14 protein-coding genes are annotated in these 13,793 nt (G+C 44.8%); 3 read left to right on the top strand and 11 right to left on the bottom strand.

Translation table 11 applies throughout. From position 1 onward, the window contains the following. Positions 1–28: 28 nt before the first annotated feature. Entirely contained in the window at positions 29–922 is an 894-nt protein-coding gene (locus HP567_RS17640; RefSeq protein ID WP_173609226.1) for a LysR family transcriptional regulator, read from the top strand. Between the two features lie 160 nt (positions 923–1,082). Here HP567_RS17640 and HP567_RS17635 read toward each other — a convergent pair whose 3' ends face one another. From HP567_RS17635 to HP567_RS17625, 3 genes are all read right to left on the bottom strand, one after another. Continuing rightward, positions 1,083–1,523, bottom strand: coding sequence for a hypothetical protein (locus HP567_RS17635; protein WP_229088222.1), 441 nt, complete (start codon positions 1,521–1,523; stop codon positions 1,083–1,085). A 140-nt stretch (positions 1,524–1,663) separates the two neighbouring features. Then, positions 1,664–3,028 carry a sensor histidine kinase gene (locus HP567_RS17630; RefSeq protein ID WP_173609228.1) on the bottom strand — a complete coding sequence of 455 codons (1,365 nt, stop codon included), beginning with the start codon at positions 3,026–3,028 and terminating at the stop codon, positions 1,664–1,666. 12 nt (positions 3,029–3,040) lie between these two features. Next, complete coding sequence (locus tag HP567_RS17625) at positions 3,041–3,727, bottom strand: response regulator transcription factor (RefSeq protein ID WP_173609229.1); 687 nt, start codon at positions 3,725–3,727, stop codon at positions 3,041–3,043. A gap of 147 nt (positions 3,728–3,874) precedes the next feature. Here HP567_RS17625 and HP567_RS17620 point away from each other — a divergent pair, with 147 nt between their 5' ends. Further along, positions 3,875–4,618 (top strand): C40 family peptidase, encoded by a 744-nt coding sequence (locus HP567_RS17620; protein ID WP_173609230.1) that lies wholly within the window; start codon positions 3,875–3,877, stop codon positions 4,616–4,618. A gap of 121 nt (positions 4,619–4,739) precedes the next feature. Here the strand turns inward: HP567_RS17620 and HP567_RS17615 are convergent, their stop codons facing one another. Then, positions 4,740–5,591, bottom strand: a complete 852-nt coding sequence (locus HP567_RS17615) for a M15 family metallopeptidase (protein ID WP_173609231.1) — start codon at positions 5,589–5,591, stop codon at positions 4,740–4,742. A gap of 234 nt (positions 5,592–5,825) precedes the next feature. Between HP567_RS17615 and HP567_RS17610 the strand changes: the two genes are divergently transcribed. Next, a complete protein-coding gene (locus tag HP567_RS17610) occupies positions 5,826–6,488 on the top strand; it encodes an S-layer homology domain-containing protein (RefSeq protein WP_173609232.1) in 663 nt (220 codons plus the stop codon). Positions 6,489–6,539: 51 nt separating this feature from the next. Here the strand turns inward: HP567_RS17610 and HP567_RS17605 are convergent, their stop codons facing one another. The 7 genes from HP567_RS17605 to HP567_RS17575 all read right to left on the bottom strand — a co-directional run bounded on the left by HP567_RS17605 (position 6,540) and on the right by HP567_RS17575 (position 13,777). Further along, positions 6,540–7,376 (bottom strand): M55 family metallopeptidase, encoded by an 837-nt coding sequence (locus HP567_RS17605; RefSeq protein WP_173609233.1) that lies wholly within the window; start codon positions 7,374–7,376, stop codon positions 6,540–6,542. 24 nt (positions 7,377–7,400) lie between these two features. Then, positions 7,401–8,822 carry a serine hydrolase domain-containing protein gene (locus HP567_RS17600; RefSeq protein ID WP_173609234.1) on the bottom strand — a complete coding sequence of 474 codons (1,422 nt, stop codon included), beginning with the start codon at positions 8,820–8,822 and terminating at the stop codon, positions 7,401–7,403. 465 nt (positions 8,823–9,287) lie between these two features. Next, entirely contained in the window at positions 9,288–10,007 is a 720-nt protein-coding gene (locus HP567_RS17595; RefSeq protein WP_173609235.1) for an anti-sigma factor domain-containing protein, read from the bottom strand. Next, complete coding sequence (locus tag HP567_RS17590; protein WP_173609236.1) at positions 10,004–10,549, bottom strand: RNA polymerase sigma factor; 546 nt, start codon at positions 10,547–10,549, stop codon at positions 10,004–10,006. Before HP567_RS17590 ends, HP567_RS17595 begins: the two co-directional genes overlap by 4 nt. Before the next feature lie 95 nt (positions 10,550–10,644). Continuing rightward, positions 10,645–11,121 carry a COG4315 family predicted lipoprotein gene (locus tag HP567_RS17585; protein ID WP_173609237.1) on the bottom strand — a complete coding sequence of 159 codons (477 nt, stop codon included), beginning with the start codon at positions 11,119–11,121 and terminating at the stop codon, positions 10,645–10,647. A 12-nt stretch (positions 11,122–11,133) separates the two neighbouring features. Next, positions 11,134–11,937, bottom strand: a complete 804-nt coding sequence (locus HP567_RS17580) for an extracellular solute-binding protein (RefSeq protein WP_173609238.1) — start codon at positions 11,935–11,937, stop codon at positions 11,134–11,136. 256 nt (positions 11,938–12,193) lie between these two features. Further along, positions 12,194–13,777, bottom strand: a complete 1,584-nt coding sequence (locus HP567_RS17575) for an alpha/beta hydrolase (protein WP_173609239.1) — start codon at positions 13,775–13,777, stop codon at positions 12,194–12,196. Positions 13,778–13,793: the final 16 nt, after the last annotated feature.

The following is a 13,793-nucleotide window of genomic DNA, read 5'->3' as shown; positions in this document are numbered from 1 at the left end:
AGATCATAAATCGCTGGAGGGATGGTCGTTGGAGCTCAAGCAATTAGAGTACTTTATGGCACTGTGCCAGGAGTTGAATTTTACTCGTGCAGCCGAGAAATTGGGTATTGCACAGCCTTCACTCAGTCAGCAAATCCGCTTGCTTGAGCATGAAATCGGCATGCCCTTGTTTGATCGCATCGGCAAACGAACGGTTATGACGGAAGCAGGCAAAACATTGCTTCACCATAGCTATCATGTGTTTCATGAATTGTCACAGGCGCGTGCAGCGATTAGCGAGCTGCAAGGCTTAAGCAGAGGTGCCTTAAAGATTGGTGTACTGCTGACAGTTGTCAATTACTTGCTCCCACCTACTGTTATTGAGTTTCACCAGCGTTATCCAAAGGTTGAATTGTCTGTTTTCGGGTTGAGAACCGGTGATATTTATGAAGGACTTCTGAAAAACGAACTCGATCTGGGGATTGTTTTTTTGCCTATGGAGCATGACGATCTGGAAACCATTCCGCTCTATACAGAAAGTCTGGCATTAGGAGTTCCTGCTGATCATCCGCTCGCGAAGGAAACGTTTGTTTCGCTTGCGATTTTGAAAGAAACCCCCTGCATTTTATTGCCGAACACGTACTTTTTGCGTCAGTTGATTGATGAAAGGTGTAAGGAGCTGGGCTTCTCGCCACAGCCTGTTTTGGAAATGACCACAATGGAATCGATTACGAATATGGTCGGGCAAGGTGTCGGTGTCACGATACTTTCGAAAGGCTACCTCGACTATATCGATGATAAACGGATTCGCACGATTCCGATCCAACAGCGTAATATGACGGCGCAAATCGGTATCGTTTACCGGAAAAACAAGTATTTGTGTGCAGCAAGCCGAGTTTTTATGGAGCATTTGATTGCTTCGGTTAAGCGTGATGAAGGTTGATCATGCATGAGTCAAGATTAGTTTATGATGAGGCGAATCATTGTTCAATAGCATCGTTGTTATCATTTCGATAGGTATTCCCTATCATTTGTCAGGTACTCAGGTACTTATGAATCACCTGTATTCGGCTTAAAATGAAAATGAATGCAGCTTATGGTAATCATAGGGATTCACGATGAATAAAGCCTTTGAACGCTTCAACAAATTCTCTATACTGGCTTTTTTCGAAAGCTAAAGGCGGAACATGGATCGGCTTTGACATGTCCACGCCATATCCGAACGTTTTCCAAATGATGTAATCCTTCGCCTCCTCTACATACGTGGTGACAACTGTACAAGAGAAATCCATGTCATCCGAACAAACCAAAATAGGAAGAGCAACATTTGTAAAAGAAAGCAATGCGAGGACTTTTTGTTGATCGCGATTATCAAACAGTCCGATAGGTGGAACTAATAAATCAAAAGAACGACTCTGAGTATTTTGATTCAAATAGTCATTCAAAGTGATGTCATTGATTGTAATGACGTATTGGGGATGCTGAAAACCCTTCATCTGATCTTGGCGTATTTCGATTTTACTATGTATGTATTTATGGGCCATACCCACTATAAGCACCTCCGTCAAGGATGACTCTTTGTATTGACTCCCTTTCATTTTACATGTTCATAAATCAGAACACTATGAGAAACGAAGGCTCTGGAATGCACGCTCACAGAGCCAATCGTTACTCTTTCATGTCGTCAATCTATTCCCGCTTTTTTCAACGAAACATGAACACTCAAGCCTCTATCCGCAGAAGGAGCAATAGAGATGCTTCCCTCGTGATCTGCGACAATCGCTTGGGCGATGGCCAGACCAATCCCGCTTCCGCCCCTTTTTCGCGTACGGGATTTGTCCACACGATAAAATCGCTTAAAAAGGTGGGGAATCTCTTTTGCCTGAATACCGATCCCTGTATCCTCTACCACAATGTGCACAGCCTCTTCATCCCCATATGCGCGTACCTTCACTTGTCCTTCATCTGTATATTTCCGTGCATTGTCCAAAAGGATGTCCAACAACTGGCGAATCCGCTCCCGATCCATCAAAAGGACAATCGCTTCTTCCCATTCAAAAAGCAGCTTAATTTGTGGAGGGAAAATGGGAACCCACGCTTGCTTTACTTCCAGAAGCAGAGGGGTTAGTGGCTGCACGACTTTCCTTGAGCCTAGTTGTGAGTTATGCTGCAATTTGGCTAGCGACAACAGATCATCGATGAGTTTGAAAAGTCGTTTACACTCCTGCTCCACAGCAGCGAGTGCTTCGTCCCTTACTTCTGGTTTGTGCTGCCCCCATCTTTGCAGAAGACTTACATACCCTTCAATAATCGAGAGCGGTGTACGTAATTCATGAGAGGCATCTGTGACGAATCTCTGCTGATAGACCATTGCTTCTTCCATACGATCTAACAACAGATTAAAGGCATGGATCAACTCGTAGATTTCACTCTCTACGTGATGATGGTGAATTCGCTGGGAGAGACGTTGAGGGAAAATGGAATGGATTTGCTGGATAAGATGATCGAGAGGCTTCAGTCCCCAGTTGCTCAACCAGTAGCCTCCAATCGCCGAAAGTAGCAAGGTAAAAAAGGACGAGAGAAAAAGAATCGTGAGCAGGATGGAAAAATACCATTCAAGTGCTTCTGTCGTAGTAGAAATTTGCACAAACAAAAGCTCCGATGTGAACGGTAGCTGCACAGGTTCTTTTGCGACCAAGGTCCTTTCATAATAGTCTTCCGGCTCTTTTGTCCAATTGGCTCCCTGTATTGAAGCGATTTCCTTGCCGTTTTGGTCGCTGATGTAGATGAATTGATTGACGTCAGCGTAATTGGTTAGCAAACGCGTCAGATAGGGAATCTTCAAAGATGCTTCTTCGGTGATTTCTGTTTTCAAATCGGCTGCGATGGCCGTCGCTTTTTGATTGAGTAATTTTTGCTCATGTTGATGGACGAGATTAGAGGTACTGAAAAAAATAAAAATAGACAAAAAGAGAAGCAAAACCAGCATGCCAGAGCTAAAAAACAGTGTCAGTCTCCATTTGAGTGAGTATCTGCGAGGTGTAAGCACTGCGTTCTCCTTCTAATCTCGTAGTGTATAGCCGATTCCTCGAACAGTATGTATCAGTTTGACGGATGGATCACTTTCAATCTTGTTCCGCAAATACCGGATATACACATCCACGATGTTGGTATTCCCCATAAAGTCAAAGCCCCAAACGGCTGTAAGAATTTGCTCTCGCGAGACCGCTTGCTCTTTGTTTTGAACCAGATAATAAAGCAAATCAAACTCGCGTGGGGTCAACATGATTTCCTCGTCATCGAGGAACACTCGCCGTGCATTGGGCTGGATACGCAAACGACCAACCACTATCTCCTGATTCGCTTTTGATTCCCGCTGACGTAACAAGGCCCGAATCCGGGCAAACAACTCCTCGATGGCAAACGGCTTCGCCAGATAGTCATTGGCTCCACTGTCTAGCCCCGTGACGATATCTGGAACCTCTCCACGAGCCGTGATCATGATAATCGGGACATCCTTGGTTTCCCGTATGCGCCGGCATAGTTCGATCCCCGATAATTCGGGCAACATGACATCCAGAAGAATGAGGTCGTACTCAATCGTCAGTGCCTTTTCTAATCCGGAAAGCCCGTCGTATTCAATATCCGTCGAAAATCCTTCATTCTCCAACTCCAACTGTAAGTATCTTGCCAAGTTATGCTCATCCTCCACGAGCAGCAAATAGCCTTTTCCATCTGGCGTAGGCATGCATATCATCTCCGTTTGAATATCTTACCAACAGTTTTCTCAGGAAACTCTCATGAAATTCTACCGGGAATCTTAGTTTTATTCTGTACGATAAAAGCGTGGATGAGAAACATACAACAAGATGAACCATTCAGAAGGAGGAACATCATGACAAAGCGAAACTGGAAAGGTACTACTGCGGTCGTAGCTATTCTAATGGGAACTTCTCTTCTCATGAACGGACAAGCCTACGCGGCTTCTGAGACAGGTCTCACCTCCACAACTACACATAATCAGGATAAACTGCAGAAAAAACATAAGAATGACCAGAACCTGCAACAGATTATCGAAGAATCCATTGCAAATCAGGGCAATGGACAGGCTGAAATGGACCAATTTGATCAAATGGTTCAAGATGGTATGAATAACGACCTGGCAGCCAACGAGGAAAGTACTACTGATAGTAATCTGAATAAACAGACGAAAGATACTGCTCCTTCATTTGATCACAATACTTCTGCCTCCTCTTCCGACATTGCCGATCAGGTCATTTCCGAAGGATTGAAGTATAAAGGCGTTCCCTATAAATACGGTTCGAGCAAAAAAACAACACGTACATTTGATTGCTCTTCCTTTACACAGCGAGTGTTTAAAGAGGTTGGCGTAAAACTGCCTAGAGACTCGCGACAACAGTCCAAAGTCGGTCAAAAAGTCTCGAAGGATCAACTGCAAAAAGGGGATCTCGTGTTCTTCCACAGCTACGGCAGCTCGTCTTCTCGCATTACCCATGTTGCCATCTACGCTGGAGACAATAAGCTGCTGCACACGTACGGTAAGCCTGGAGTTACAACAACTAAATTCAAAGGGACTTCCTGGGAAAAACGCTTTGAGCTTGGAAGACGTGTGATTTAATCATCTTCGTGCAACACAAAAAGACTGCTGAGTGCTTCAGCAGTCTTTTTCATCATCACTGTAACGAAGGAAGCAAGAGAAACATGTTCCGTTACGCCCTCCTTGAAAAAGAATCATTAAACTACAAAAACTCTGTCACAATGACACCTTCCTGATTGTCGCCTGAAAGCACATATTTTCCATTGGTAGGCACTTGAATCATGATGCTAGTATTTACCGGATAATAATAAATTTTGTAGTCGCCACCATTTATACTCCCCGACACTTCCTTTGCTTCTCGCAAGTAATTCACGTATTCCTCCAGGGAGAATTGACGCTCCTGCATAATAGCGCTGTGTGGCAAACCTATAAATCGGTAATGCATAGGATTATAAGGAATGCCAGTGATTGTGACCTTTTCCTTTGGATAGCGAAGAATGAACCCGTATTTCCAAGCGTTTTCTTGTAGCCACTTCCCTTCAGGAGATTGGTCGATTTTCATTTGTGTGGATGCAACATCCAAGGCTGTTCCCAAATGATGTTCGTTAAAACAATCTGGCAATGCACCTTCGTCATGTCCCTTTTCTTCAGCCGGTTTTCCCGTTTTTTCCAAACTTCGATAGCCGCTTTTGATCATAAAATCATTTACATTGTCACTGCTTGCTGCACCGGCCATCTCGTTGAACGCCTCCGCTGCGTTCTCAGACAATTCAATAGAATTATCTTGCAAGCGATAGCCTTCCACCAAATATTTGTGCGAAGACAAAAGGATCACATCGGATGGGACAGCCTCTGAATGGATCGGATGGTTCTTGTTGACTAATAACAGATCGCCCTGATAAATCTGGTCTTGTTCAACGCGAATCGCTTTGTATTTCGGGAAAGCTGCCGTGTACGGCTCTTTTTGTTCCCATAAAGCATCTATGAATGTCCGCAAGAATGGATAACCCAATAGCAATAAAAGAATACCTAGTAAGAGAAACCTCTTTTTCATTTCCATTTCCTCCATGGTTCGAGCGCATGTTGTTTTTTTCAATATGATGGTACTAGGCAATGTTAAATGAAATCGTGGTCAAAAGATAAAGTTTTCCTTAAATATTTTTACTGTAAACAAACTGAAAATTTTCAAGGTCCCTTGATATTCGATAGGAGCAAAGGAAAGCTGAAACGTTGTCAATTATTGCTCGTCAAATGGAGTGAAACTTCAAAAATAGACGAGGTGGCTACCATGAATGTCAGACAACGTACGATTTCTCTTTCTTTCCTTGCATTGTTAACCGTGTCATTCGCCCAACCAAGCTTTGCTGCAACGACTCCTTTTACGGATCTCGTCCAATCTGGAGCAAAGGATAAAATTCTTTCCTTACAGCAAGAAGGTGTGATAAAAGGCGTAGATGATAACAAGTTCGCACCTAATGAAACGATAACAGCTGCTCAAGGTATTCAACTGATTGTAAATGCCTTTGATTTGAATCTGGCAGCGATCCGTTTTGTAAAAGCTCCACAAGCCACTGACTTTTTTTCCAAAGCAGATAACGAGGCTTGGTATGCAGAGAGTCTCATCATAGCGGCTGTGAACGGTTTGGAGTTACCAGCTGATCTCGATCCGAACGCTGAATGGACTAAAGAGCAATTCATTCACCAGCTGATGAGAGTGATGGAGACCAAAGGTAATCTTCCCATGATCAAACTAGTGCCGGTAGAAATCAAAGATGATCATGACCTCACCGTGGATTATCAAGGCTCCATTCAACGAGCTTTGGCAAGAGATGTGATCGAATTGGATAAGGAAAACAAGCTCCATCCGCAAAAGCCCATCACGCGTGAAGAGGCAGCCGAAATGATTTATAATGCCCTTGCTTATTTGAAAAACCATAAGCCTTTGAACTAAAACAAAAAAATGCAGCGATCCTCGTGAAGAGGGGCTGCATTTTTTACTTACTTAACCAGTAATCATCTGATTTACTTGCCCGGTTATCAACAGCATCGCTTGCAAGACAGGCATCATACTGACAAGATCAGACGAATGGAAGCGTACCGTGCGTCCTTCGATGAGTTCAATTCCTGGCATCCAGCTGACTGCTGTGGCAAATTGTGATTTTGTAAACTCGACTTCTATCGTATTCTCTACTCTTTGCTCAAGCGGTTTCACTGTATTGCGATGGAGCAATGCCTCTTTTGCCCGCTGACGGATCAGCTCTCTCGCACGGACGGGATGCATCGCTTGCGACGAGAGTCCAGTTATCCCTGTTTTTACAGCGACTGTAAAGACTCCAGGGATATGTTCTTCCACCTCCTTAGCCGTTTGGGAATCTCCGGTAACGAGTACGACTGGGACACCGAAGGCTCCTGCGATTGCTGCATTTAAACCCGCTTCGCCCACCTCTTTGCCATTTAAGATAAGCCTATGGATAGCGAGGCCAGACAGTGTATGATTGAGTACTGCATCTCCTGTTCCCGCTTTTCCATGATAACCGATGAAAAATGCGGCATCGCAGCTACTGTCGATTCCCTGCATCATACAGAGAGGCTTGAAAAAACCGCGGATGACATCTGCCTGTGGGTGCAATTCTTCCAGGATGATATTGTTCATCGGTCCATGAGACTCATTGACGATAATTTCGGTAGCTCCTGCTTCCAGTGCACCCTCAATCGCCGCATTAACATCTTGGGTCAGCAGTCTTCTCCCCGCTTCGTAATGTCTACGACCGGGGATCACATCCTCCCATTCACTAAGTCCGGATATCCCTTCCATGTCCAACGAAATAAACACCTTCATGAGAAACTTCCTCCCTATCTTCGATTAGGTTGCTTTCGGTATTTGGCGCGATCCAAAGGCCATGCGCTTGATCTTACCGTCTGGATGGCGAACAAAGCGGATGAGTGAATCGATGTTGTGGCGCGTGAACAGAAACGTGTCTTCGCCCACGGAACGCAGTGGAAACACATCATTGCCTAAAACGAGTAAGAGCTGTCTCTGTGCTTCATCGAATCTAATCTCTACTGCGTCTCCTTCTCCTGATTTATATGTACCAGGGCATTGCTGCAAGGAATCAAGCGACACTTCCCTATCGGGAAACGTGGCGAACTGCGTCTCGAGCGGGCGACCGAACATGCTGTTCAATAAACCTAATGTCAGATTGGTAATGGGGGCATCATCCATGTTGGTCAAAAGAACGCCGGTTACTCCCGCCTCTGGGATGATGAACATTTGTGCTGTGATCCCTTTTAAGCCGCCGGTATGGGTGAGTAACGTGTAATCTTCAGTAAATGGAAGTACGCCGAGTCCGTAACCATAGCTGCGACTCAAGTCAATGCGTACATGAGGAGCAGCCATTTGTGACACGCTATCTCCCGAGATGATTCTCGCTCCATTTGAAAGCCCGCCTGTCCGATAGACATCCGCATACCGAAGCATGTCACGTGCGGACGATTTGAGAAAGCCTGCTGCACGCATGGAGGGAGCATCCCACCAACCAGGGGCACGTACAACCTCACGAACACCATCATTCATGCGACATGTGTACAGCATGGTAGTATTGTCGTCCTCTCCTAATTCCTCTACATGAAAAACCGTTCGTTCCATGCCAACCGGCTGTAAAATATGCTCTTTAACATAGTCTTCATATGTTTTGCCGCTGACACCCTCAATAATTGCCCCCAGCAAGCCAAAAGCTTCGTTCGAATAGCTGAATTCTGTCCCGGCAGGTCCCAACAATTCGAAGGGCAGCTTCTCTATATATGCCATGAGGTCTTCGAAGGTATCGATTGGGTGTTTACATTGCGCTTCAAAATGTTGGAGTAATTCTTGTGCTGTCGGATCGGCTTGTAAACTGCGTAGCATTGCGGGAATGAGAGATGGAAGTGGTGGAAATCCGAGGGTATGGGTCATGAAATGATGAATGGTGATGCTCTTCGTTTGGGCTTCATCCGGTGTGCGAAACTCAGGCAAATACGTGATGACCGGATCATGTACGGAAAGCTTTCCTTCTTCCTGAAGCTGCATGATCGCCATGCATGTAAACGACTTCGTAATTGACCCGATGCCAAATACCGTATCCAGATTGATAGGAGCTTGCTTTTCGCGGTCTCGATAACCAAACTCTTTTTCGTAAGCGAGTTCCCCGTCTTTGGCTACCGCAATGATCGCACCGGGAACCTGAAAATCATCCATCAGCTTTTCGACGTATGCTTCAAATGACGCTTCCCACTCATTCATCTTCATGTCATACCTCCTTAGATTTATTACATACAAACCGGAAAGCAATTTCAGTTGTTCAACTCCGAAGTGTATACTTCAAAAAAATAAGGATATGAAGTTCATGCACTAGTAGAATTATAAGCGGCAGATAAAAAAACAACAATATATAATTCTGAAAATAATTAATTTTCACAACGAAACGCAATTAAATAAAAATGGCCCTTCGTCTTGTATGACGCACGTCAATCAGAAACTCCAAAATGTAAAAGAAACAATCTCTTATTAGAATAAAAAAGTAAAAGCTGCCGGTTTTAACACCAGCAGCCTCTATTTGTGTTTGCCTTACTATCGAACCCATAAGGCTCAACTGGCCAAGCCGTGTGGACATATGCGGATTCTATAGGGGACGTTTCTTGAAGATGAGCACACGTTCGCACGATACGGTTAACCAGATATTTAAAATATGAATCTGTCCTTTTCTGTTACCATCTATGAACCGGCTATTTTTTTTCCTCTTGGTTGTCTGCTGTTTGCGTCTGGTTCGACAGTAATGCCGATTTGATCAAAAGTCTGCCCTTCGGCGAGCTGGTAGGTCAGTAATCCGAATCCGTTTTCGTCCGGCTTGAATATGCCACCATTTTCCCTCTTGCTGTTTTTCAGCAGCCAAACCTGGTAAACCTGTGAACCTTCGACGCCGGGCAATTCGTGAACCTGCACCACCAAATTTTTCTCTGATCCCTGCTGGACAATATAGGCGATACCGTTTGTTTCCGGGTGGCTTTGATTGGCTGCTTTTAAGGGAATCGCCGTTACAATTTCAATGGGGACATTTTCCGCATGGCGATTTTCTACTTGTATATTCGCTATTCCAAGGCCAATAAACGCGAGAAACAAGACGGTCACCATACTCGTTGAAACGGGAGTGAACTGGCTTTTAAGCATCATGGCGAGCTTGCTCATCTTAGCCATGAATGTTTCCGTACCGCTTCTTTTGGGCTCAAAAACAAACCCCAGTACCTCGCCTTTTAGCGATTCAGGCACCTCGATTTCGGTATAATCGAACGGCAAAGCATGCCAGGCCTGGGATAATTCCTGATATTCTTTTTTACACTCCGCACAATTCTTTACATGTTCAGCAAAGGCCATGTGTTCGCTCTCCTTGAGCTCATTTGCTATATATGAAATTAAATGATCACAAACCCTTCTCATTTTATATCCTCCAGTTCCAGATGCTTCCTCAATCCTTTAAGAGCCTGGTGAAGCCTGCTTTTAATCGTGCCAAGCGGCTCTTGTTCCAGCTTGGCGATCTCTGAAAGAGAATACCCTTTCCAATATAGCAGATCGATTAATTTTCTTTGGGCCGTCGGCAATTTGTTTTTCGCCATCGCAATATCATTCGTATTTACTCGTTGCTCGACTGCATTTGCAGGATCGGCGATCTCTTCATGTTCCTCTTGATGGTGTTGCGTATGCTTCTTCTCTTTGCGAAGGTAGTCAATGCATATATTGCGGGTAATCGTGAGCAGCCAATTTACAAAGCTGCCTTGAGCAGGATCGTAATGGCTGTTTGTTGTCCATAGCCTCAAAAAGACCAGCTGAATAATTTCTTTCGTCTTATCCTCATTCCCATTGCAAAACTTCATAACGAAGCCGTAAACAAGCTTTATATATCGATCATAGAGCTCCTCTAATGCGTGACCATTTTTTTCGTTAACCAATCGCATTAATTCCGCATCGTAATTTTCTTTCATTGGCACTCCCTGCTTTTGGATAAAAATTATACTGCCATAACCCTTTTTTAAAAGTAAAGATGGGAACGACCGCGACTGATCGTTCCCTGGGAGGCTTATTCAAATGTTGTTTCGCTGTTTACGACAAACCATACTTCTTTTACTCCTTGTCCGTTTATATCCCCTTCTTGCTGGTCTTTTGCAAAATAATAGAGAGGAAAGCCTTTGTATGTAACCTGCTTCTTCCCGTTGTCTTCTCTTGTGATCGTACCGAAATCCTTTTTGTCAAAACCTTCTGGGACTGCGAAATTCTCCTGGGTAAATGCCGGCCAGTTTGCCAGGCATTCCCCGCTGCAATTGCTTTTTCCTGCTTCGTCCTTTTTAAAGTAATACAGGGCCCTTCCCTGTGGATCCGCCAAATACTCTCCAGCTTTTTCATTCTTCAAAAGCTGGAGGGCTTGTTCCGATTTAGTTGGTTCCGTTTGGGCTTGATCGGGTTGAACCGCCTCTGTTTTTACCTCCGTGCTTTTTCCACAAGCAGCCAAAGCAAAAATAATCAAAAGCAGTGCAAGTGTAAAAACTACTTTTTTCATGTATGTTCCTCCTTACTTCCAGCCCCATTTTTGAAAGATTTGGTGAGATTTTTCCGTTCTTAAATAATCAATAAATTGCTGTGCCTCTTTTTTCTGATCAGTGATTTTTGTCAGGGCGATCGGCGTTCCACGATAGAGTTTTTCTTCTTCGGGCAGTTCGACCAGGTCAGTCACATCCTGGATCCGGTAATGCCACGATTCATAGGTAATCCAGGCGTCCAGACTGGAATTCGATTTCCATCGTTCAATGGCTTCGGCACTCGACTTTACAGAAACGGTAATATTTTGAGTAATGCCTCCGATCAGCCCTTTTCTGCCTGCCAGGTCTTCCCACAGGCCAAGCTGGCCAGCCCCATTCACATCCATTATTTTTACTCCCTTTTTCGTTAAATCCTCCAGACTTTCAATCTTCTTAGGATTTCCTTTCCTCACCAATATTCCTGCAGCACGTGCGTAAAGCTCCGTACGTGTTTTGGTGTCGATCATGTCGGGGTAGTTAAAGATAAAGTCCTGCAGCATATACTCGGAGCCACCGAAAATAATATCTGCATCTTGCTTTGCTTGACCGATCCACTTGCTCTCTGGTCCGGCTGTTATTTCCACCTTCATTCCCGTCTCAGCTGAAAAATGTTCAGCAGCTTCTTTGATCGGTCCAAGTGGTCCACCTGGTCCGTACACCCGGATGACTTGGTCACTTTGGCTAGAATTTGGTGTCGCCTGGGACGCCGGCTTACCGTCCATTTGTGCATAGGCTGACATTCCGGCAGCCGTAGTGAAAAAAAGCAGTAGAACTGCTAGGCACACGGTCTTCCTCATGATTCTTCCTCCATTTCACACTTGTTTTTTAATGGTACTATCAAAGGAAACGAAGGGAGGCTGTAAACGGTTTGATTGTAATTGTGAAATAGTTAGAAAGTTACATGAAACGATGAAAAACTAGACTGGTGAAGAATAAATAAAGATCTCCGCACAACCTACGCCAGTCTGGCCAGGTGTGGTGATCTTTGTCTTTGAGATGCCGTTGTAAACAGAAAAAAACGACCCTTTTTCAGGGCCGTAAAATAGTTTGCTCTTATTTTTCTAATTCTCCATCGCTATTTGTTACCGCAAAGTTGTAATTAATAGAGCGTGTAAATGGTTCGCCATCCTCATTGATGCCAGTTACGTCAAAGGAGAGATTATAAACACCTGGCTTCGTCGGCACAGTAAAATTGCCAGTAAGCTCATCTTCTTTTACGGCAAACTTCACTTCATCAAGGACGCTTGCTTTTTCGCCGTTCATGGAACGAGTCAGGTTTGCTTTTTCCAGTAACGATTGATCAATTTCGTTTTTGCCCAGGTCGACGGAAATCTTCGCTTTGTCGCCTTTCTTGAATACCTTTTTGCTCGCCTTTACTTTCGCTTCTTCTCCACCATCCACGGAACCAACCATGAAAAAGGCGTCGTCAGAGCCCTCCACTTCAAGTGTCCATTCGCCTGCTTCAGGTTCCTCTACTTCAATGAAGTGATGAACAGCATCTTGGAATATCCCGGGCTCATCTTCCGAGTTGCTTTTTTTACTAAGATCGGCCTCATACTCTTTGCCAGACGGACTGATCAGGGTCACAACGGTGTCTTCCGACGAGGTCATCGTATCAAGATTCAGCTTATCGATTCCGCTCTCCAAGAAAAATGTTTCGGAGGTGTTGTCTTCCACTTCGCCTCCGCGGAGAATAACGGAGCTTTCTTCCACAGTGGTTTCTTTCGATTTGTCTTTGCTTATTTTATTTGCACGTTCTTTAATGGATGCGTTTTGCAATTTTGGCTGAACCAGATCCCATGTTTGTGAGGCTTTCGCTATTTGACCGTGGGAAACGTCTTTTGTAAAGCTCTTGATCCCATACGGCAAACCGAAGGCAGACTCAACAGAAACGGCTCCATCGTCTTCACCAGGAAGAACCGCATGACCAAACCAGGTAGCACTAAACCAGCCATCATCCCCTGTTCCAGCGGCCATGTATGTCTTTGTTGAACTATTTTCGCTACGGCTGTCAGTCTGCGCACGGAAGTTGGCCATATAGGACGTTTGCAGGGAATACACGGCATCATCTTTTTTGCCAAGAATGTCAGCGAGCCATCCCGCCCAGTTGCTGTACGCCATGTCAGCCAATTCTGAACCTTTGTTTGGCGTGGAAAGCTGGTGAACTACGTTGACATACGGATGTGCGCCATAGTGAACGAGCGCTGTCTGTGTATCGATGCCACCTTTGGAATGTGCAATGATATTGATTTTGGAAACACCGTAATAATCTGCAACCTTTTTAATGACTTCGGCGAGCTTGGCTCCGTTTGTCCACATGTTTCCACCAGTACCATCCGCGTCCTTCAGTTGTACAAATGCGGTACGATACCCGGCGTTATAGGCTGCATCATAATATCCGTCTGTTGTATACCAGGTATTGTAGGTGGAGTGCAGACCCTGGACAAACAGGATCACGGGCTTGTCTTTGGATGCATTGGGAGGAACCGCACCTGTGTACCAGTCACCAAAATGACCACTTGGATTGTCGTCATGCAAAACCGGAGCTGGAGCGGCTGCGCTTGCTGCTTGCGGGTAGACCAGCGCCGTTGATAATGTAACGGCCGCTAGCAAACGAGATAGTGCTTTCTGATTCATGAAAAGAACACCAACC

Source organism: Brevibacillus sp. M2.1A (assembly GCF_013284355.2).
GTDB lineage: Bacteria > Bacillota > Bacilli > Brevibacillales > Brevibacillaceae > Brevibacillus.
Note: the sequence above shows the minus strand (reverse complement) of the source record. Positions and strands in the feature narration are given on the sequence as shown.